The sequence below is a fragment of the Christiangramia qingdaonensis genome, from assembly GCF_048381525.1.
Classification (GTDB): Bacteria; Bacteroidota; Bacteroidia; order Flavobacteriales; family Flavobacteriaceae; genus Christiangramia.
The window spans coordinates 780,129-800,213 of sequence record NZ_JBLWIM010000008.1 but is presented as its reverse complement, the minus strand read 5'-3'; the positions used below and the strand labels follow the sequence as shown (position 1 = coordinate 800,213).

Annotated in this window: 23 protein-coding genes; 21 read left to right on the top strand and 2 right to left on the bottom strand. The window is 37.4% G+C overall.

The window, feature by feature from the left end; all coding sequences use genetic code 11:
- The 21 genes from rplE to ACNI3T_RS04340 form a co-directional block, all read left to right on the top strand.
- The coding region (rplE, locus tag ACNI3T_RS04440) for a 50S ribosomal protein L5 (RefSeq protein WP_417920781.1) at positions 1–477 on the top strand (477 nt) is incomplete at its 5' end.
- Between the two features lie 2 nt (positions 478–479).
- Complete coding sequence (gene rpsN / locus ACNI3T_RS04435; RefSeq protein ID WP_011710683.1) at positions 480–749, top strand: 30S ribosomal protein S14; 270 nt, start codon at positions 480–482, stop codon at positions 747–749.
- Between the two features lie 56 nt (positions 750–805).
- Positions 806–1,204, top strand: a complete 399-nt coding sequence (rpsH, locus tag ACNI3T_RS04430; RefSeq protein ID WP_418226784.1) for a 30S ribosomal protein S8 — start codon at positions 806–808, stop codon at positions 1,202–1,204.
- A gap of 19 nt (positions 1,205–1,223) precedes the next feature.
- Positions 1,224–1,766: a 50S ribosomal protein L6 gene (rplF, locus tag ACNI3T_RS04425; RefSeq protein ID WP_418226783.1), complete on the top strand. Its 543-nt coding sequence runs from the start codon at positions 1,224–1,226 to the stop codon at positions 1,764–1,766.
- Positions 1,767–1,777: 11 nt separating this feature from the next.
- A complete protein-coding gene (rplR, locus tag ACNI3T_RS04420) occupies positions 1,778–2,134 on the top strand; it encodes a 50S ribosomal protein L18 (RefSeq protein WP_026915161.1) in 357 nt (118 codons plus the stop codon).
- Positions 2,135–2,139: 5 nt separating this feature from the next.
- Entirely contained in the window at positions 2,140–2,664 is a 525-nt protein-coding gene (rpsE, locus tag ACNI3T_RS04415) for a 30S ribosomal protein S5 (protein ID WP_011710679.1), read from the top strand.
- Positions 2,665–2,678: 14 nt separating this feature from the next.
- Entirely contained in the window at positions 2,679–2,861 is a 183-nt protein-coding gene (rpmD, locus tag ACNI3T_RS04410) for a 50S ribosomal protein L30 (RefSeq protein ID WP_026915162.1), read from the top strand.
- A 9-nt stretch (positions 2,862–2,870) separates the two neighbouring features.
- The gene (gene rplO, locus ACNI3T_RS04405; RefSeq protein ID WP_141876846.1) at positions 2,871–3,323 is read left to right on the top strand and encodes a 50S ribosomal protein L15; all 453 of its coding nucleotides are present in this window, start codon (positions 2,871–2,873) and stop codon (positions 3,321–3,323) included.
- An 11-nt stretch (positions 3,324–3,334) separates the two neighbouring features.
- On the top strand, positions 3,335–4,672 hold the full coding sequence (gene secY / locus ACNI3T_RS04400; RefSeq protein ID WP_026915164.1) for a preprotein translocase subunit SecY: 1,338 nt from the start codon (positions 3,335–3,337) through the stop codon (positions 4,670–4,672).
- A 2-nt stretch (positions 4,673–4,674) separates the two neighbouring features.
- Positions 4,675–4,890 (top strand): translation initiation factor IF-1, encoded by a 216-nt coding sequence (gene infA, locus ACNI3T_RS04395; protein WP_011710675.1) that lies wholly within the window; start codon positions 4,675–4,677, stop codon positions 4,888–4,890.
- Between the two features lie 115 nt (positions 4,891–5,005).
- Entirely contained in the window at positions 5,006–5,122 is a 117-nt protein-coding gene (gene ykgO, locus ACNI3T_RS04390; RefSeq protein ID WP_010519235.1) for a type B 50S ribosomal protein L36, read from the top strand.
- 2 nt (positions 5,123–5,124) lie between these two features.
- On the top strand, positions 5,125–5,499 hold the full coding sequence (gene rpsM / locus ACNI3T_RS04385) for a 30S ribosomal protein S13 (protein ID WP_141876847.1): 375 nt from the start codon (positions 5,125–5,127) through the stop codon (positions 5,497–5,499).
- Between the two features lie 8 nt (positions 5,500–5,507).
- Positions 5,508–5,912: a 30S ribosomal protein S11 gene (gene rpsK, locus ACNI3T_RS04380; protein ID WP_026915166.1), complete on the top strand. Its 405-nt coding sequence runs from the start codon at positions 5,508–5,510 to the stop codon at positions 5,910–5,912.
- Positions 5,913–5,996: 84 nt separating this feature from the next.
- Positions 5,997–6,602, top strand: coding sequence for a 30S ribosomal protein S4 (gene rpsD, locus ACNI3T_RS04375; protein ID WP_026915167.1), 606 nt, complete (start codon positions 5,997–5,999; stop codon positions 6,600–6,602).
- Between the two features lie 25 nt (positions 6,603–6,627).
- Complete coding sequence (locus ACNI3T_RS04370; RefSeq protein WP_418226782.1) at positions 6,628–7,620, top strand: DNA-directed RNA polymerase subunit alpha; 993 nt, start codon at positions 6,628–6,630, stop codon at positions 7,618–7,620.
- Positions 7,621–7,718: 98 nt separating this feature from the next.
- Complete coding sequence (gene rplQ, locus ACNI3T_RS04365; protein ID WP_322301947.1) at positions 7,719–8,255, top strand: 50S ribosomal protein L17; 537 nt, start codon at positions 7,719–7,721, stop codon at positions 8,253–8,255.
- Between the two features lie 111 nt (positions 8,256–8,366).
- The gene (gene carA / locus ACNI3T_RS04360) at positions 8,367–9,482 is read left to right on the top strand and encodes a glutamine-hydrolyzing carbamoyl-phosphate synthase small subunit (RefSeq protein WP_418226781.1); all 1,116 of its coding nucleotides are present in this window, start codon (positions 8,367–8,369) and stop codon (positions 9,480–9,482) included.
- A gap of 108 nt (positions 9,483–9,590) precedes the next feature.
- The gene (locus ACNI3T_RS04355) at positions 9,591–10,130 is read left to right on the top strand and encodes a hypothetical protein (protein ID WP_418226780.1); all 540 of its coding nucleotides are present in this window, start codon (positions 9,591–9,593) and stop codon (positions 10,128–10,130) included.
- Positions 10,131–10,324: 194 nt separating this feature from the next.
- A complete protein-coding gene (eno, locus tag ACNI3T_RS04350; protein WP_418226779.1) occupies positions 10,325–11,614 on the top strand; it encodes a phosphopyruvate hydratase in 1,290 nt (429 codons plus the stop codon).
- A 143-nt stretch (positions 11,615–11,757) separates the two neighbouring features.
- Positions 11,758–13,317, top strand: coding sequence for a glycogen synthase (locus ACNI3T_RS04345; RefSeq protein ID WP_418226778.1), 1,560 nt, complete (start codon positions 11,758–11,760; stop codon positions 13,315–13,317).
- Positions 13,318–13,550: 233 nt separating this feature from the next.
- Entirely contained in the window at positions 13,551–14,834 is a 1,284-nt protein-coding gene (locus ACNI3T_RS04340) for a citrate synthase (RefSeq protein ID WP_418226777.1), read from the top strand.
- Positions 14,835–14,901: 67 nt separating this feature from the next.
- On the opposite strand, the gene ACNI3T_RS04335 is transcribed toward ACNI3T_RS04340, so the two are convergent.
- Positions 14,902–18,657 carry a glycosyltransferase gene (locus ACNI3T_RS04335; RefSeq protein WP_418226776.1) on the bottom strand — a complete coding sequence of 1,252 codons (3,756 nt, stop codon included), beginning with the start codon at positions 18,655–18,657 and terminating at the stop codon, positions 14,902–14,904.
- Positions 18,644–19,936 carry a glycoside hydrolase family 2 TIM barrel-domain containing protein gene (locus ACNI3T_RS04330; RefSeq protein WP_418226775.1) on the bottom strand — a complete coding sequence of 431 codons (1,293 nt, stop codon included), beginning with the start codon at positions 19,934–19,936 and terminating at the stop codon, positions 18,644–18,646. Before ACNI3T_RS04330 ends, ACNI3T_RS04335 begins: the two co-directional genes overlap by 14 nt.
- Positions 19,937–20,085 lie beyond the last annotated feature (149 nt).

Below are 20,085 nucleotides of genomic sequence, written 5' to 3'. Positions count from 1 at the left end.
TCCAATATTATGGAGGTGCCAAAACTGGAGAAGATAGTAATTAGCCGTGGAGTTGGTGGAGCAGTGGCAGATAAAAAACTTATCGACCATGCAATCGACGAACTTTCTGCAATTAGTGGACAAAAGGCGGTTGCTACGATCTCTAAGAAGGATGTTGCATCATTCAAATTACGTAAAGGAATGCCGATTGGTGCTAAAGTTACTCTACGTGGATATAGAATGTATGAATTCCTTGATAGATTGATTACTAGTGCATTGCCACGTGTTCGTGATTTCAACGGAATTAAATCTAATGGGTTTGATGGTAGAGGGAATTACAACCTTGGAATCACTGAACAAATCATCTTTCCTGAGATCGATATCGATGCTGTGAATAGAATCGCTGGAATGGATATCACTTTTGTTACTTCTGCGGAAACCGATAAGGAAGCAAAAGCATTGTTGACCGAACTAGGATTACCTTTTAAAAAGAACTAATTATGGCTAAAGAATCAATGAAAGCCCGTGAGGTGAAAAGACAGAAATTGGTAAAGAAGTATGCTGAGAAACGCGCTGCACTTAAAGAAGCAGGTGATTACGAAGGTTTACAGAAACTACCAAAGAACTCTTCCCCTGTTCGTTTGCATAACAGATGTAAATTAACTGGAAGACCTAAAGGGTACATGAGACAATTTGGTCTTTCTCGAGTAATGTTCAGAGAGATGGCCAACCAAGGTCTTATACCAGGTGTTAAAAAGGCAAGCTGGTAATATTATAAACTGGATGAAGGTTCAATTAGGAAAACCACATCCGCAAATAAATTTAAATGAATACAGATCCTATTGCAGATTACTTAACAAGAATCAGGAATGCAAATGCTGCAAACCACAGAGTTGTGGAAGTTCCTGCTTCCAATGTTAAAAAAGAGATCACTAAGATATTATTCGATCAGGGATATATTCTAAGTTACAAATTCGAAGATACTACCGCTCAGGGAGTTATCAAGATCGCTCTTAAGTATGATAAAATTACTAAAGAGCCAGTAATTAAGAAGATTCAACGAATAAGTAAACCTGGTTTACGTAAGTATGCCGGATCAACAGAGATTCCTAGAATCCTGAATGGTCTTGGTATCGCGATTGTTTCAACTTCTCACGGAGTAATGACTGGAAAACAGGCTAAAGCCGACAAGGTTGGTGGTGAAGTACTGTGCTACGTTTACTAATACTTAAAAGACTAAAGAAATGTCAAGAATAGGTAAAAATCCAATTACAATTCCAGAAGGTGTTACAGTAGAGCACAAAGATGGTCTTGTAACGGTAAAAGGAAAATTAGGAGAGCTTAAGCAGCAGGTACAGGATATCGATATAAAAATCGAAGATAATGTAATTACTTTTGAGCGTACTTCGGATAAAAGTGATCAGAAAGCGAAACACGGTCTTTACCGTGCTTTGGTAAATAACATGATTGAAGGTGTATCTAATGGATTCACTAAATCACTTGAACTTGTAGGTGTTGGTTATAGAGCTAGCAACCAGGGTAACAAGCTTGATTTGGCTGTTGGTTATTCTCACAATATTGTACTAGATTTAGCTCCCGAAGTAAAAGTGGAGACAATCTCAGAAAAAGGTAAGAATCCTATCGTTAAGCTTACTTCACATGACAAGCAACTGGTTGGACAGGTAGCTGCGAAGATCCGATCAATGAGAAAACCTGAACCTTACAAAGGAAAAGGTATCAAATTTGTTGGTGAACAATTGAGAAGAAAAGCAGGTAAATCAGCATAATAAAGATAGTTATGGCAGTGTCAAAACAAGATAGAAGAAATAAAATTAGAAAACGAATCCGTAAGGATATCGTTGGAACAACAAGCCGTCCTAGATTATCTGTATTCAGGAGCAATAAAGAAATTTATGCTCAGATTATCGATGATGTTGAAGGTAAAACTTTAGCTTCAGCATCTTCAAGAGATAAGGATATCGTGTCTGCTTCTGCAGATAGAAAAGAGCAGGCTCAAATGGTTGGTAAAGCCATTGCTGAGAAAGCGAAGAGTGCTGGTATCGATACGATCTCCTTCGATAGAGGTGGATATCTATATCACGGTAGAGTTAAATCATTAGCAGAAGGTGCTCGCGAAGGAGGACTTAAATTCTAGAAAATATGTATCAAGATTATAAAAACGTAGAACATGTAAAACCAGGAGGTCTTGAATTAAAGGACCGTTTGGTTGGAGTACAACGTGTTACTAAGGTTACAAAAGGTGGTAGAGCCTTTGGATTCTCTGCTATTGTTGTAGTAGGAGATGAAAATGGTGTAGTTGGTCAGGGACTTGGTAAATCCAAAGAAGTGGCAGATGCTATCTCTAAGGCTGTAGAAGACGCTAAGAAAAATCTGGTACGCATCCCTTTACATAAAGGAACATTACCTCACGAACAAAAAGGTAAGTATGGTGGAGCAAGAGTTATGCTTCTTCCTGCTGCAGCTGGTACTGGTATCATTGCCGGTGGAGCGATTCGTGCGGTACTTGAGTCTGTAGGTGTGCATGATGTACTTTCTAAGAATCAGGGATCTTCGAACCCACACAACGTAGTTAAAGCTACTTTTGATGCTTTACTTCAATTGAGAAGTGCTGAAACTGTTGCAAAACAGAGAGGTGTTTCTTTGGAAAAAGTATTTAAAGGTTAAAATCAAGGAATAAGATGGGAAAGATAAAAGTCACTAAAAGGAAAAGTGCTATTAATCGCACGAAAAATCAAAAACTCGTGCTTGAGTCTCTTGGACTTAAGAAGATCGGGCAGACGGTTGAGCATGACGATACGCCAAACATCCTTGGTATGGTAAATAAAGTTAAACACTTAGTTTCTGTTGAAGAAACAAAATAATAATCTCTCATGGATTTAAGTAACTTAAAACCTGCAGAAGGTTCAGTTAGAAAGAATAGCAAGCGTATTGGTCGAGGTGAAGGATCTGGTAAAGGTGGAACCTCTACCAGAGGTCACAAAGGAGCCAAGTCTCGTTCTGGTTATTCAAAAAAGATCGGATTTGAAGGAGGGCAAATGCCACTTCAAAGACGTGTGCCTAAGTTTGGATTCACCAACAGAAATCGTAAGGTTTACCAGGGAATTAACCTGGATACTCTTCAATCTCTTGTTGATGAAGGAAGAATTAAGGATACAGTTGATATGGACGTGCTCGCAGAAAACGGTCTTGCCGGAAGAAACGAGCTTGTTAAGATATTAGGTAGAGGTGAATTAAAGGCAAAGTTGAAAATATCTGTTCATAAATTTACGGCCTCAGCGAAAGAAGCTATCGAAGCTGCCGGAGGTGAAGTTGTTACTTTATAATAGATAATCAAATGAAATTCATCAATACGATTCAAAATATTTGGAAAATCGAGGAGCTAAAAAATAGAATTTTAGTAACCCTCGGTTTGCTTTTGGTATATCGTTTCGGGGCGCAGGTAGTGCTTCCCGGAATTGATGCCGCTCAACTTTCAAGTCTGGCTAACCAGACAGATAGTGGACTATTAGGTCTACTTAATGCATTTACAGGTGGAGCGTTCTCGAATGCTTCAGTATTTGCTTTAGGTATTATGCCTTATATATCTGCCTCTATTGTAGTGCAATTAATGGGGATTGCTATTCCTTACTTGCAAAAGCTTCAGAAAGAAGGTGAAAGTGGACGTAAAAAGATCAATCAAATCACCCGATGGTTAACCATTGCTATCACATTAGTTCAGGGACCTGGTTATATTTATAACCTGTTTGCTACCTTGCCTGGAGAAGCATTCTTGCTTGGCGATAACTTAACTTTTGTTATCTCCTCAGTAATAATACTTACCACAGGGACAATTTTCGCGATGTGGTTAGGTGAGAAGATCACAGATAAAGGGATTGGTAATGGTATTTCATTGTTAATTATGGTGGGTATTATTGCTACTCTGCCACAGGCATTCATTCAGGAATTCGCTTCCAGAGTATTTGAATCCAATGGTGGTATGGTAATGATCCTTATTGAACTGGTGATCTGGTTTGCTATCATCATGGCATCTGTAATGCTGGTAATGGCAGTACGTCAAATACCTGTACAGTATGCAAGAAGATCTGCTTCTGGTGGATATGAAAAGAACGTATTTGGTTCGAGACAGTATATACCTTTGAAATTAAATGCTTCTGGTGTAATGCCAATCATTTTCGCTCAGGCGATTATGTTCATTCCTGTAGCTCTTGCTGGTCTATCAGACTCAGATACTGCTCAGGGTGTGACGGCAGCATTTCAAAACATCTTTGGTTTCTGGTATAACCTTGTATTCGCTTTATTGATTATTGTATTTACATATTTCTATACAGCGATCACGGTACCAACAAATAAGATGGCAGATGATCTTAAGCGAAGTGGTGGTTTTATTCCAGGGATCCGTCCAGGAACTGAAACTGCTGAATACTTAGATAGGATCATGTCTCAAATTACGCTTCCTGGATCTATATTCCTGGCTCTTATTGCGGTGTTCCCTGCAATAGTTTTCTCTTTGTTGGGTGTACAGCAAAGTTGGGCGTTGTTCTTCGGAGGTACTTCACTTCTGATTATGGTTGGAGTTGCGATAGATACTATGCAGCAGGTAAATTCTTATCTACTGAATAGACACTATGACGGATTAATGAAAACAGGTAAAAACAGAAAAGCAGTAGCTTAATTATGGCAAAGCAGGCAGCGATTGAACAAGACGGAACCATTATTGAAGCATTGTCTAATGCAATGTTTCGTGTGGAATTAGAGAATGGTCACGTAGTGACTGCACATATCTCTGGAAAGATGCGTATGCATTACATTAAATTACTTCCTGGAGATAAGGTGAAACTGGAAATGAGTCCTTATGATTTAACTAAGGCTCGAATAACTTACAGATACTAAAAAGTAATTTTCAGCCTTTTATAAATTTTTTATACTTTTGCACTCTGAAAAATTTATGACGGCTAAAATTTCACTAAAAGGATAATTCCTTGTAAGTGAATTAAAAAGAGATAAGATGAAAGTTAGAGCATCAATAAAAAAGAGAAGTGCCGACTGCAAGATTGTTCGCAGAAAAGGGCGCCTTTACGTTATTAACAAAAAGAATCCTAGATTTAAACAAAGACAAGGCTAATTATGGCAAGAATTGCAGGGGTAGATATACCTAAACAAAAGCGAGGAGTTATAGCGTTGACCTATATCTTCGGAATTGGCAGAAGCAGGGCTCAAGAGATACTTGCACAAGCTAAAGTAGACGAGAGTAAGAAAGTTTCTGAATGGGACGATGATGAAATCGGTAAAATTCGTGAAGCCGTTGGTCAGTTTACAATCGAAGGTGAGTTGCGTACTGAAGTTCAGATGAGCATCAAACGTCTTATGGACATTGGATGTTACAGAGGAATTCGTCATAGAGCTGGTTTACCTTTAAGAGGGCAGCGTACTAAGAATAACTCGAGAACCAGAAAAGGTAGAAGAAAAACAGTTGCTAACAAGAAAAAAGCAACTAAATAGTAATTAGTATGGCAAAGAAGACAAATCAAAAGGCCGGTAAGACTCAGAAGAAACGTAAAGTAATCGTTGAATCCAACGGTGAAGCTCACGTTACTGCTTCTTTTAACAACATTATTATTTCCCTTACCAATAAAAAGGGTGATGTTGTAGCGTGGTCATCTGCTGGTAAGATGGGCTTTAGAGGATCCAAGAAAAATACACCTTATGCTGCGCAGTTAGCTGCTGAAGATGCTTCGAAAGTAGCACATGAAGCTGGGATGCGTAAAGTTAAGGTTTATGTGAAAGGTCCTGGAAATGGTAGAGAGTCTGCTATTAGAGCAGTGCACAATAGTGGTATCGAGGTTACTGAAATTATCGACATCACTCCACTTCCACATAATGGATGTCGTCCTCCTAAGAGACGTAGAGTTTAAAAAAAAATTAATCATAGAGAAGGATTAAGATTATCGAAGGACTTATGCCTTAATTCATAATCCCTTTTCAAAACAACTTAAGTAATGGCAAGATATACTGGTCCAAAAACTAAAATAGCCCGTAAGTTCGGTGAAGCTATTTTTGGTGACGACAAATCTTTCGAAAAAAGAAATTATCCTCCAGGACAGCACGGTAATAACCGTCGTAGAGGAAAGAAATCGGAATATGCAATCCAGTTGATGGAAAAGCAAAAAGCTAAGTATACTTATGGTATCCTTGAGCGTCAATTCCGTAATATGTTTGAAAAAGCAACCAGAGCACAGGGTATTACCGGTGAGGTTCTTCTTCAACTTTGTGAGTCTCGTTTAGATAATGTAGTGTACCGTATGGGTGTAGCGCCTTCAAGAAGAGCTGCTCGTCAATTAGTAGGTCACCGTCATATCACTGTAAACGGAGAACTTGTAAATATTCCTTCTTACCACCTAAAGGCTGGTGATGTTGTTGGGGTAAGAGAAAAATCTAAATCACTTGGTGTGATTCAGGAGTCATTATCTAATAGCAGTAATGTTTACGAATGGCTTTCATGGAATTCTGAAAAGAAAGAAGGTACTTTCGTTTCTGTTCCAGGAAGAGTTCAAATTCCTGAAAACATCAACGAGCAATTTATAGTCGAATTATATTCGAAATAATAATTCATCATACAGAAGTCGAAATATGGCAATACTAAATTTTCAGAAGCCCGATAAAGTTATAATGATTGATTCTACAGATTTCGAAGGGAAATTTGAATTTCGCCCTTTGGAGCCTGGATATGGATTGACTGTTGGTAACGCTTTAAGACGAGTGCTTTTATCTTCTTTGGAAGGTTTCGCGATCACTTCAGTAAGAATTGAAGGTGTAGATCACGAATTCTCTACCATCGCAGGTGTAGTGGAAGATGTAACTGAGATCATTTTGAACCTAAAACAAGTTAGATTCAAAAGACAGATCGATGAGATCGATAACGAATCAGTAACAATTTCAATTTCCGGAGAAGAGCAATTAACTGCCGGTCACTTCCAGAAATTTATTTCAGGTTTCCAAATCCTAAATCCAGATCAGGTGATCTGTCATATGGATAAGAAAGTAAATCTGAACATGGAAGTTACCATTGAAAAAGGTAGAGGTTACGTTCCGGCAGAAGAAAACAAGAAGGCCAATGCACCACTAGGTACCATATTCGTAGATTCTATTTACACTCCTATAAAGAATGTAAAATATAGTATAGAGAATTACCGTGTGGAGCAGAAGACTGACTATGAGAAGCTGGTATTCGAAATCATTAGTGACGGTTCTATCCATCCTAAAGATGCTTTAACTGAAGCTGCGAAAACTCTAATTCACCACTTTATGTTGTTCTCTGATGAGAGAATCACTTTAGAGGCTGATGAGATCGCTCAGACTGAAACTTATGATGAAGAAAGTCTTCACATGAGACAATTGCTTAAAACTAAACTGGTCGATCTTGATCTGTCTGTTAGAGCGTTGAACTGCCTAAAAGCTGCTGAAGTTGATACTTTAGGAGATCTTGTTTCTTACAATAAGAATGACCTTATGAAGTTCAGAAATTTCGGAAAGAAATCTCTAACTGAATTGGAAGAGCTTGTAAGTAATAAAGGTTTAAACTTTGGAATGGACCTTTCAAAATATAAACTCGATAAAGACTAATATAAAGGCGGGATCTCTCGCCTTTCTTTTATAATTCAAATCTGTCATATTTTGCTCCCCATAAAGGGTAGAAGCAAGATGGCAAAAGATAAAAAGTCATGAGACACGGAAAAAAAACAAATCATTTAGGTAGAAAAACAGCTCATCGTAAAGCTATGCTTGCGAATATGGCATGTTCCCTAATTGAACACAAGCGCATCAACACTACAGTTGCAAAAGCTAAAGCTTTAAAAGTTTTTGTTGAGCCTCTAGTAACTAAGTCTAAAGATGATACTACTCACAACAGACGTATTGTTTTTAGTAAGTTAAGAAGCAAAGAAGCAGTTAGCGAACTATTTCGCGAGGTTGCTCCTAAAGTAGGTGATCGTCCAGGTGGATACACAAGAGTTATCAAACTTGGTAGTCGTCTTGGAGATGCTGCTGAAATGGCCCTTGTGGAATTGGTTGATTTCAATGAGACTTACAACGTAAGCGGAGATAAACCTAAGAAGAAAAAGTCTACTCGTAGAGCAGGTAAGAAGAAAGCTGAAGAAACTACGGCTCAACCTGACGAAGCGAAGGCCGAAACAAAAAAAGAAGAGTCTAAAGCTGAAGAGCCTAAGACAGATAATAAAGAAGATAAAAAAGACGAATAGAAATGAATCTTTTCAACTTCTAATTTTTAAAAAGGATAAACTTTCAGAGTTTATCCTTTTTTTTATATCCATACGATAATTGTTTAATTTTATTGCCACAACAACATAACTATGAAATATCAGGCTAAAAGAAAAGCGATCATTTTACTGGAAGATGGAACGATCTTCTATGGAAAAGCAGTAGGTAATGCTGAAGGTGAGGCTTCAGGGGAAGTATGCTTCAACACCGGTATGACAGGATACCAGGAGATCTTTACTGATCCTTCTTATTATGGGCAGCTCATGGTGACCACCAATGCTCATATTGGTAATTATGGTACGAGTAAGGATGAGAATGAATCCAACGGAGCTAAAATTGCTGGGTTGATTTGTAAAAACTTCAGCTACGTTCAAACCAGACCTTCAGCTGATCAAACACTACAGGAATTTTTAGATGCCAATAAGATCTTTGCAATATCTGATGTAGATACCCGTGCGCTTGTTACTTATATTCGCGAAAATGGCGCCATGAACGCTATTATATCGACAGATGTTGAAAATATTGAATCTCTTCAGAGTAAGCTTAAGGGGGTTCCGGATATGAACGGTCTTGAACTTGCTTCGAAAGTTTCTACAAAAGAAGCTTACTATTATGGGGACGAAAATTCAGATTTAAGAATTGCAGCATTGGATGTTGGGATTAAAACTAACATACTGCGTCACCTTGCTCAACGCGGTGCTTATATCAAAGTTTTTCCTTATGATGCCAGTTATGAAGATATGAAATCATGGGACCCAGACGGGTATTTCCTGTCCAATGGTCCCGGAGATCCTCAGCCACTTGAAAATGCAATTCGGGTAACAAAACAGATCATTGAGAACGATCATCCTTTATTCGGAATTTGCCTTGGTCACCAGATCATTGCACTTGCTAATGGTATTGAGACTTACAAGATGCATCATGGTCACCGCGGAATCAATCACCCGGTAAAGAACCTGGTTACCGGTAAAGGTGAGATCACTTCTCAAAATCATGGTTTCTCTGTAGATAAAGCGCAAACCGAAGCTCACGCAGATGTGGAAGTAACCCATGTTTGCCTAAATGATCAAACGCTTGGTGGATTAGCTATGAAATCAAAGAATGTATTCTCTGTACAATATCACCCGGAAGCTGGTCCAGGGCCACATGACGCTAGTTATCTTTTCGATGAATTTATAGATCGCATCAAGAAAAAGCAATCAGCATAGTAAAAAGCCGGAGTTCAAACTCCGGCATTTTTATTACTCTTACTCTTACAGGTAAAATAAATTTGTTTACTAAATTTGATGGTCTAGATTTGACTGTAAATCTAAATCATGAAAAAGATCATCCTCATCTTCCTGTTGCTATTATCAGGGATTTCAGCTAATTCACAATCAACAGAAAATCAGTTTTCTTTAAACATTTTAATGCCTTCAGCAGAATATGAGCTTGCTCTGGGTGATAATACCAGTCTTGATGCCAACCTTGGTTTTGGTTTCGGCTATCATTATTCAGACTTTACGGATGAAAGTGAATTCGGTGTTTATACCAATTTAAGAGCGCAATACCGTTGGTACTATAATTTTGATAAAAGGATCGAGAAAGGAAAGAAGGTATCCGAGAATAGCGGGAATTATGTAGCAGGAGTGCTATTGTTATCCAGTGGTGAGCCACTCTTTGGCGATATGGAATTACGAAATGATCTGTCAGGATTCGTTGGTCCAGCCTGGGGCCTACAGCGGGTATATAATAGCAATTTCAAACTAAACTTAAATCTTGGGATTGGTTATGGTTTTAACGATAATGGCGATGGTTATGTATCTCCGCTTATTGATTTTCAACTAGGATTTAAGCTAGGAAAAAATAGAAGCTAAAATTCGCTATACTGCTTAATATAATTCTAATCCGGGTTTCATACCGGGATTTTTAGTTTTATTATTACTGCAACTTCGAAAACGTTTTAGTAGATTTCCTGTTATAAATGCTTTAAAACTAGCTCTCTCAGTCGGAATTTAATCCTTGTATTCGTATCTTGCCTGTAATTCAAATAAAAATTAAAATACAGAACATGAGCGCAATTTTAGATATACATGCACGTCAGATTTTTGATTCAAGAGGAAATCCAACCGTAGAAGTAGATGTTTACACAGAAAATGGGATAATGGGTAGAGCTGCAGTTCCATCTGGAGCATCCACCGGAGAGCATGAAGCTGTTGAACTTCGTGACGGAGGAGATGACTTTATGGGTAAAGGAGTATCTAAAGCGATCGAGAACGTAAATGGGGAGATAGCTCAAAAGCTTTTGGGTTTTTCTGTATTTGAACAAAATCTTATCGATCAAACGATGAGAGATCTTGATGGAAGTCCTAATAAATCAAAGTTAGGTGCTAATGCCATTTTAGGTGTTTCCCTAGCTGTTGCCAAAGCAGCTGCGAATGAACTTAATATGCCATTGTACAGATACATTGGTGGAGTTAGTGCTAACACGCTACCTGTACCTATGATGAATATTATTAACGGAGGTTCACATAGTGACGCTCCTATTGCGTTTCAGGAATTTATGATCATGCCGGTAATGGCAGAGAGTTTTTCTCATGCTTTAAAGACAGGTACAGAGATCTTCCATAATTTGAAGAAAGTACTTCATGATCGTGGGTTGAGTACTGCAGTAGGTGATGAAGGTGGTTTTGCACCGACTCTTGATGGAACTGAAGATGCTTTGGATACCATACTAAAAGCTGTTAAGCAGGCTGGATACGAACCAGGCAAGGAAGTAATGATCGCACTGGATTGTGCTGCTGCTGAATTTTTTGTGGATGGTAAGTATGATTACACCAAATTTGAAGGTGATAAGGGTAAAATTAGAACTAGTGAAGAGCAGGCAGAATACCTGGCAGAATTAGCATCTAAATATCCGATTATTTCTATTGAAGATGGTATGGATGAAAATGACTGGGAAGGTTGGAAAGCCGTTACTGATAAGATCGGAGATAAAGTTCAGTTAGTTGGAGATGACCTTTTCGTGACGAATGTAGAGCGTCTTGGAAGAGGAATTAAAGAAAATATCGCCAACTCGATACTCATCAAAGTAAACCAGATTGGTACTTTAACCGAAACTATTGCTGCAGTAAATATGGCTCATAATGCTGGATATACATCAGTAATGTCACATCGTTCCGGAGAAACTGAAGATAATACGATTGCAGATCTTGCAGTTGCGCTAAATACGGGACAGATCAAAACAGGTTCTGCTTCAAGAAGTGATAGAATGGCTAAATACAACCAACTACTTAGAATTGAGGAAGAATTAGGTGAGGTTGCATATTATCCACAGGATAAAGCATTTAAGATAAAATAAGCGAAACTTATATTTTTCTAAGCCTCTTCAGTTTGAAGGGGCTTTTTTTGTGAAGTAAATAGTATATTAACAATCATTTAATTAAAAGAATACTTCGGTATTCAATAGAATCCTTATTTTCAATTAAATAACCAACCATACTATTGAAATCTAAATTCTTATTTGTCGCTGCGGAAAATGATGCTATTCCACGTTGTAAAGCCGGGGGGATGGGCGATGTAGTAAGGGATGTTCCAAGGCAGATCGCTGCGAGAGGCGATGAAGCAATTGTGATCACTCCATCTTACTCTAGGATCCATCTTCAGGATAGCAGTCGTATTACTGAAATTAAATTTACTTTTAGGGGTGTTCCTCATGCGGGTGAGCTTTATGAAGTTCAGGGTAAAAAGGAAATAGAAGGTATCAGGCATTTCGTAATACACCATCATGATATAAAAGCGGGTGATATTGCGCATATTTATTTTAATGATGCTGATCAGCCATTTTTCACAGATGCTAACATATTTTCTCTCTTTTGTTCTGCAGTTGCAGCTACCATAAAAGATGGTGTCTTTGGAGAGATCAATTTTGTTCATTTACACGACTGGCACACCAGCATGTTATTATTCCTGCGAGAATTCGATCCTGAGTATAAACTTCTGAAAAGCATTCGCTTTGTGTATTCGATCCACAACCTGGCAATACAGGGGATAAGACCTTTCAGTAATAATTATTCCTCGGTAGATGCATTTTTTCCGAATGTCCCGTATGATCATGAACTTTTAAAGGATAGAAGATATCCAGACTGTATCAACCTTATGGCTGTTGGGATCAGGCTGGCTGATGCAGTACATACAGTTTCGCCTTCTTATATGGAAGACATACAAAAACCGAGTGATCCCCCGCATTTCATTGGTGGAGAAGGTCTGGAAGAGGACCTTAAAATGGCAAATCACGAAAACCGACTTTTCGGAATCCTCAACGGAGCGAATTATACCAATATTAATTCCGTTGAAAAAGGGATACTATTTAGGCAATGTATCCGTCGACTTTTTCGCTGGTTACAGGAAGAGAACAAGGATTATAAATCACATTACTTAGCGCATACAGGTGAAAAACTTACGCGATGGCAACAAAAGCAACCGGATTTTATTTGTAGTAGCGTAGCCCGGTTAACTGAACAGAAGTTCTTTTATTTCAAAGAAAACCCAGAACTTTTACCAGCTCTAATGAAAAAACTTGAAGAAGAAAATGGCATTTATCTATTACTGGGTACCGGGGCGCCGGAGTACGAATCAATATTTAGAGAAGCTAGCTACAAATACAAGAATTTGATCTTTATCAATGCCCAGTCTGAAAGTGTGATCGATATGCTTTACCAGGAATCTGATCTTTACCTGATGCCAAGTCAGTTCGAGCCTTGTGGAATTAGCCAGATGCTAGCCATGAGAAATGGGCAACCCTGTCTGGTTCATAATACTGGAGGTTTGAAAGACACGGTTATTCATGGTAAAACCGGGTTTAGTTTTGATGGAGAAACTACTGCGGAGAAAACGAAAGACTTTTTAAAGCAGTTCTCTTATGCGGTGGATCTTTTCTTTCAGAATAAAAAAGAATGGAAGAAAATCAAACAGAATGCTAAAAAACAGCGCTTCACCTGGGATATATCTGTAGATGCGTATTACGAGTTTCTGTATAAAGATGATGTTGATTCGGTGAATTGATATCCTGATACTTTCCTATCTGAAAACTGGATGCTAGTCGGCGTATTTTTTCCATATTATTTCCGGAATTATTAAATGAGGCCATACTTAATCATCAGACTAAGTTAAAATTCACGAAAACGGAAGAAAATAGGGGTATTTCTGAAATTTCGTTAGTCAGCTTAAAATAATTTTAACACTAAAATTCGTAAATTAGCAATCCTTAAAAATTAATCTAAAGAACAATATATAATATGTCTAAAACAGCAACTTTCGAATTTGACGGAAAGAAATATGAATTTCCCGTTACTGTGGGAACTGAAGATGAAATTGGTATAGATATCAAGACGCTTCGTGGAGAAGCCGGACTTATCACATTGGATCCTGGGTTTAAGAACACTGGTAGCTGTGAAAGTGCGATCACCTTCCTTGATGGTGAGAAAGGAGTGCTTAGATATAGAGGTTACGCAATTGAGGATCTTGCTGAAAAAGCTGATTTTCTTGAAGTAGCTTACCTTTTGATTTTTGGCGAGCTTCCAGACAAGTCACAACTTGAAAAGTTTACCAAAGATATTAAAGAGCAGTCTCATGTAGATGAAGAGATGAAGAAGATCCTTGATGGTTTTCCTAAGTCTGCGCATCCAATGGGCGTTCTTTCATCGTTGACCAGTGCTCTTATCGCATTTAATCCGTCTTCTGTAGATGTTTCTTCAGAAGAGGATATGTACAAAGCAATTGTAAAGATTCTTGGGAAATTCCCGGTACTTGCTGCATGGACATTGAGAAAGAAAAACAGTCTTCCGCTAAACTATGGAGATGAAGATCTTGGGTATGTAGAGAATCTACATAAAATGATGTTCGAGAAGCCAAACAAAACATACAGTGCAGATAAAGCGGTAATTGAAGCTTTAGATAAACTATTGATTCTTCATGCAGACCACGAGCAGAACTGTTCTACTTCTACAGTAAGAATGGTAGGATCATCACATGCTGGTCTATTTGCTTCTATTTCCGCAGGTATTTCAGCTTTATGGGGTCCATTACACGGTGGAGCTAACCAGGCTGTGATCGAAATGCTTGAAAAGATCAAGGAAGATGGTGGTGATACGCATAAATTCATGCAAAAAGCAAAGGATAAGGAAGATCCATTCCGTTTGATGGGCTTTGGACACAGAGTTTACAAGAACTTCGATCCACGTGCTAAGATCATCAAGAAATCTGCAGATGAAGTATTAGGACAGTTAGGTGTACAGGATCCTGTTCTGGATATTGCGAAAGGACTGGAGAAAGAAGCTCTTGAAGACGATTACTTCGTAAAAAGAAAATTATATCCAAACGTAGATTTCTATTCAGGAATTATTTATAGAGCATTGGGAATTCCAGTAGAAATGTTTACCGTTATGTTTGCTTTAGGTAGACTACCTGGATGGATCGCACAATGGAGAGAAATGAGACTTAGAAAAGAGCCAATTGGAAGGCCTCGACAGATTTATATTGGAGAGAACCTTAGAGATTTTAAACCACTTGGAAGCAGATAATTTTCTGCCTATCATATTTTACGAATACCACAAAAAAGCTTCATCATCGTATGAAGCTTTTTTTTATCTATAAAGGAGTGTTGAGTTTTGTAATCGTTCTTGTTATAACTTCATTTCCAGATACGACTGTTAATAGCAATTTGTATTCCTGATATCTTTCAGGTATGCTAAAGGAAATTTTAGGGCCTGAACCTAGAACTCTTAAAGCAAGTGGATTTGAATATGAGTCAAACTTTAACAATGTCCATTCAAATTTATAGTTTTTATTTGCCTCAGTAACGCTAACCCAATTTGAGTCACTAAAGAGCATGGCATTGAAAGTGACCGTCTCATTGGCGATAATTGGTACCGCAGGTTTCAGAATTCTAATCGATAAATCGGTTTGAGGTGGGCTATTTTGATTCCATATACCATGCACTGTATTAAAATCAGACTTTTTTCTTCCTTTAAAATCCAAAAGTCCATCAAAACTCAATCTACCGCTTAATCTTTCATCCTGCCAGTTACTGAGTATGAGGCCAGGATCCTGTTTCAATTGACTATCCGTATTTTCTGGTGAAATGGAAGTAATCAACGTTGGAATTTTATTAGTCGTAGCAAAATTCAAAGTCTTCGAAAGATAAGTTGTATCACTCACTATTAAGCCAAAATAATCCACTTCTAGATTTAGTTCATTCAAATATGATAGTAAAGATCTAGTGTCTGAATTCAACTCAAGATTTAGGATAATTGGTGTAGTAGAATTATTGTAACGGATTTTTGATAACAATTGGTTGTACAGACCTAACTGTCTTTGAAGTTGCTTAAACTGATAAGGTTTGCTCGATGTTTCTCCAAACACATTAAAAGAGAATCCTATTACATTGCTATATTTATCTAATTCAGCAATTTTTTCCAATACTTCATTCTCAAAATTGTTGAAATGAAGAGAATTATCTATTTTATCATAAGATTCCGGGGCACCGAAATCATAAATTACTCTCATATCAGTTTCCGAAGCATATTTCAAGGTATTGTAATCATAAACGTTACCCCCGGGATAGAAAATAGTTGAAATATTTATTTCCTGCATTAATTTAAAATCCTCGAGCAAGGTTTGGCGGTTAAGGGTGTAATAGTTTTCCTTCCAGTTGAGACCTTTTTTGTAATGTACACCTCTTATTTCTTCTGCAAATTGATTTCTTTTATACCTCTCTGTGTTGTTGACTTCTACCGGATCTTCTTTTGAAGACTGCGTAGCATAGTCAGCAAATATATTTAAAGAATCGGTGGTCCATTCAATATATTTCTTCGCGTATAATTTTCCTTCTGGGATATTATCGTCAAAAGCACTATTAAAGAAAACGATTGCCGATATTTCCTCAAAATCTGTCTCGATGGCTTTTCTAGCATTTTTAAGCCATTTTATTTGGTTTTCTTCTTTTACTAAATTAACCGAACCAAACTCTGTTAGCATGACAGGTTTGCTAGTAAATCTTTTTAGTCTTTCGTGAAAACCTGAATAAATATTCTGAAATGAAACGCTTTTTTCATTTTGATTTAAGTAGCCATAATTTAGAGCGGTGATTCCTACCCAGTCTACATATTTATCTCCAGGGTAGTACTTCTGCATTCCTTTAGGTTTCCATGGATTCCAAACGAATATAGTTTTGTAAGCTCCTTGATCTTTGATTAGGTTGTAAACATGTATCCAAGCTTTTTTAAACTCTAATTCAGGTAGATCGCCTGTATGGCTCCAGGGATACTGTGGATTATCAAATTCATGGGCGAAGCGTAGAAAAACAGGTTTGTCAAATACTGCTAATTCTTTACCAAATTTGACTATATAATCATCATATAATCCAGCTGATATTCTATTAAAAATACTGTTTCGGCTGGATTTCGTAGTTGAAGTACCTTCTGTTTCTAACCACGGTTCCCAGGTTATCATTGGAATAGCACCTTTCGAATCAATAGATTTTATAAGGTCATCAGGATAATTACTCTGTCCATTATTGTTCCACGCCAAATAAAAGGATACGATGTTAAAATTTATATTTTGTTCCTTCTCAATATTATTAATATCCTGAAGGCTAACGGTGCCGGTATCACTTATTGGGTGAAAAATGCCCAGATATGATTTGTGCTGTTTCTTATAATATGTTGGAGTAATGTTGTCCCAACGAGCTGTTGCTTGTTTTTGGATAAACCATAGAGATCCAAAGAGTATAGTTATAAGCAATGGCAGTGCAATACTTCTCGTACCAATAAATATTATATTCCTAATCTTCCCACTGGCAACTTTAATTGAACTTATTTTCCGTAGAAAACTTTTACTCAAAGTATTTCTTAGAATATTATTCTCGTTTGTAGTTTTTATTGTCAAATATATGCCGAAAATCATGATAGCGGCGTTGAACAAAGCAAAGCCTGACATCACTAAAGCGAAAGGGGTGTAGTTTATAGACAATCCATAAATTACAGCAGCAATTGAAATTATTGCAACTATAGTATTTGGTAAAATTATTTTGTAGTTCGTAGCAAACTCATTTTCTTTTGGTGTAGGTAGATATGGTATGTTCTTATCAAATAATGTATATATAAAGCCCAGTACGTAGATCCACCATGTATTGATTTCCAATAATCCACCAAGAAGATGAAACCCTCTTTCCTTGCGTTGTATGACCCAGTTTTGTATGTAAGTCCGTATGAGAATAGAGCTAAAAACAACAGGGAGTAATGCTAAGCCGAAATCTATAAAATTCCCCTTCCAAGGTGTGATTGAAAATAAGAGAGAGACAACCGGAATTAGAAAATTTAATAGACAGATAATTCCGCTCAAGTAATGAAGAGGGAGTATTCCGAAGTGTATTTTTTGTCTATAGGAGAAATATTTAAATAACCTAGGGTAGACTTTGAACAATAGGTCAAACGTTCCACGTGACCATTTCAATTGTTGTTTATAATAACCGGTAAGGCTAGAAGGGGCTAATCCCTGTGCGAGAATTTTAGGAAGATAAATGCCTTTCCAGTTTTTAGCATAAAGTTTCATCGTTGTATGCATATCTTCGCATAAACCTGCTGCATGACCTCCAATACTATCCAGTGCTGATCTTCTGAAAACACAGTTCGCGCCAATAGCGTTCACACTACCATAAGCATTTAGGGTCATCATCATTGGACCATAAAATTGAAACGTTTGTTCAGCTGCTCCTTGAGCGACAAGTGTTTCCTTTATATTGTAGTATCCCTGTACAGTCTGTACAAAACCGATTTCAGGATTTGAGAAGTATGGAATGATTTCATCCAGGAAGTCTGGATCTGGTATGTGATCAGGGTCAAGAATAACTGTGATTTCACCACGTGCAACTTTTTCCAGGGCATTATTGATATTTCCAGCCTTCGCATCCTTTTTGACCAAGCGAGTAACGTGATGAATGCCATTACTTTCACAAAACTGTTTTAAATATGGGTCATCAGCTTCATCACATAGATAGGTCTCGTGAGGATAGTCTATTTTAATGATCGCTTCTAAAGTGGTTATGATCATCTGATATGGCTCTCCGGGAAAGTAAGTCGTCAAAACATCTACGGTAAAATCTTTCTCTGTTCCAGTAGTTTTTGGTAATGAAATATTGGAATAATTGTACCAGAGATATAACTTTTTGAGGATACCGTAGAATAGGCTTATAGAAAGGAGAATATATAATATAGTATGACCGCGGAATTCTGGCGTTGCAAAATAGAATATGAAGTTCAATATACTTACTAAGCCTAATATGATCAACAATTTGATAATCATATTTTGCTTAGGGGTGGGAGCCAGAATTTTACTTTTCCTCATTATCCGGATTTAGTACATAGAATGGAATATTTGCCGTAGCGTAGTATTCTGATCCATTTTTGAGATATAGAAAAATTCGGTAAGGGCCTTCTTTCTTAGGTGTTTTGAAGGTAGCAAAGTTTTGGTTTGTAATTATATCAGAACCAGTATAGATTTCACTGTTCTTATTCTCAAACCAAGATTCACGTCTGATTTCCCATGTGTACTCATAATTTTTATCATCAGATCCTGTAAGTACAACTTCCATAGTGGCTTTGGATAATGGTTCAAGCACAATGTTTTGCATAGCCCCTTTTTCATTAAGTAAAATATATTCCAACTCCGGACCAGGATAAGTTTTATTTTCTTCTTTCCATATATTTTCCAACTCAAAGACCGCCTGGGTCTTTAATCTATTTTCACTAAAGAGACTATACCAAGAAGGAGTATTCTCATTTTTTTGACCCCAGTAAAATACAAAACTACCCAGTGATCCTTCCCTTTTCATTGGGAGAATATATTTCCTATGTCGTTTCTTGATTTGTTCAGCTTTCTTGGTGCTTGTTTCTTCAATTGGAGCCATCCAACTTGTTGTTTCAGCTTCCCATGGTCCATTGACACCCCATTCAGTAATTACATGAGGTCCGTCCCATATAGGTGAAATTGGACTTAGCTTCTTGGAAAATGCACTCAGAGTCCCGAATGAGTTGAATGAAACAAAATCTAGTTGAGGGCTTCTTGTTATAATAGAAATAACTCTAGATTTATTAGCACCTATCGTAGAGGTGCTAACAGGATGATTTCCATCTAATTCATGTATTAATTCGATGAGCTCGTTGTAATTGGCGAAGAAATCAGTGTTTCTGTGTAAGTAGGGATAGTAGATTTCGTTGCCCAAATTCCAATAAAGTAATGCCGGGTGATCCTTAAAACGAATGATCGTATTTTTAATATCAACTTTCAAACGTTGGAAAAGTTTTTCGTCCTCATAATATTCTGGAGTGCTATTGAATTTAGGTAAAGGAATATCGACGACTACTGCAAGGTCTAAGCGATAAGCTTCGTCAAGGGTGGTTTTTAGATCAATAGTGTCATAGATGCGGGCTGTGTTTGCGCCAGCGTTTTTAAGCTCTACCAGATATTCTCCTTGAGCAGCACCTCCTTTAATATAAAATGGTTTGCCATTCCTAATTAGCCAATAACCTTGTTCAGTTTTTTCAATATGAACAGTTTTCGTATGATTTTCGCATACATCATCCGAGCAGGCCATAATAGTAGTTAGAACTATTATACCAATCAAATTTGAAATAATAGAATTTGGCGAATATGTCTTGATAGAAGGATTTATTAAAAAAGCTAATATATTAAAGAATGTTCATTAATTATAAGTAAGATATTTTTTTAAATAGAGTAGCGAAACTTCAAGTAATCTTTACAGATAAGAAATGA

Coding starts and splice junctions, on each gene's coding strand:
- rpsN (WP_011710683.1), top strand. CDS start 480: ATGGCTAAAGAATCAATGAAAGCCCGTGAGGTGAAAAGACAGAAATTG.
- rpsH (WP_418226784.1), top strand. CDS start 806: ATGAATACAGATCCTATTGCAGATTACTTAACAAGAATCAGGAATGCA.
- rplF (WP_418226783.1), top strand. CDS start 1,224: ATGTCAAGAATAGGTAAAAATCCAATTACAATTCCAGAAGGTGTTACA.
- rplR (WP_026915161.1), top strand. CDS start 1,778: ATGGCAGTGTCAAAACAAGATAGAAGAAATAAAATTAGAAAACGAATC.
- rpsE (WP_011710679.1), top strand. CDS start 2,140: ATGTATCAAGATTATAAAAACGTAGAACATGTAAAACCAGGAGGTCTT.
- rpmD (WP_026915162.1), top strand. CDS start 2,679: ATGGGAAAGATAAAAGTCACTAAAAGGAAAAGTGCTATTAATCGCACG.
- rplO (WP_141876846.1), top strand. CDS start 2,871: ATGGATTTAAGTAACTTAAAACCTGCAGAAGGTTCAGTTAGAAAGAAT.
- secY (WP_026915164.1), top strand. CDS start 3,335: ATGAAATTCATCAATACGATTCAAAATATTTGGAAAATCGAGGAGCTA.
- infA (WP_011710675.1), top strand. CDS start 4,675: ATGGCAAAGCAGGCAGCGATTGAACAAGACGGAACCATTATTGAAGCA.
- ykgO (WP_010519235.1), top strand. CDS start 5,006: ATGAAAGTTAGAGCATCAATAAAAAAGAGAAGTGCCGACTGCAAGATT.
- rpsM (WP_141876847.1), top strand. CDS start 5,125: ATGGCAAGAATTGCAGGGGTAGATATACCTAAACAAAAGCGAGGAGTT.
- rpsK (WP_026915166.1), top strand. CDS start 5,508: ATGGCAAAGAAGACAAATCAAAAGGCCGGTAAGACTCAGAAGAAACGT.
- rpsD (WP_026915167.1), top strand. CDS start 5,997: ATGGCAAGATATACTGGTCCAAAAACTAAAATAGCCCGTAAGTTCGGT.
- ACNI3T_RS04370 (WP_418226782.1), top strand. CDS start 6,628: ATGGCAATACTAAATTTTCAGAAGCCCGATAAAGTTATAATGATTGAT.
- rplQ (WP_322301947.1), top strand. CDS start 7,719: ATGAGACACGGAAAAAAAACAAATCATTTAGGTAGAAAAACAGCTCAT.
- carA (WP_418226781.1), top strand. CDS start 8,367: ATGAAATATCAGGCTAAAAGAAAAGCGATCATTTTACTGGAAGATGGA.
- ACNI3T_RS04355 (WP_418226780.1), top strand. CDS start 9,591: ATGAAAAAGATCATCCTCATCTTCCTGTTGCTATTATCAGGGATTTCA.
- eno (WP_418226779.1), top strand. CDS start 10,325: ATGAGCGCAATTTTAGATATACATGCACGTCAGATTTTTGATTCAAGA.
- ACNI3T_RS04340 (WP_418226777.1), top strand. CDS start 13,551: ATGTCTAAAACAGCAACTTTCGAATTTGACGGAAAGAAATATGAATTT.
- ACNI3T_RS04335 (WP_418226776.1), bottom strand. CDS start 18,657: ATGAGGAAAAGTAAAATTCTGGCTCCCACCCCTAAGCAAAATATGATT.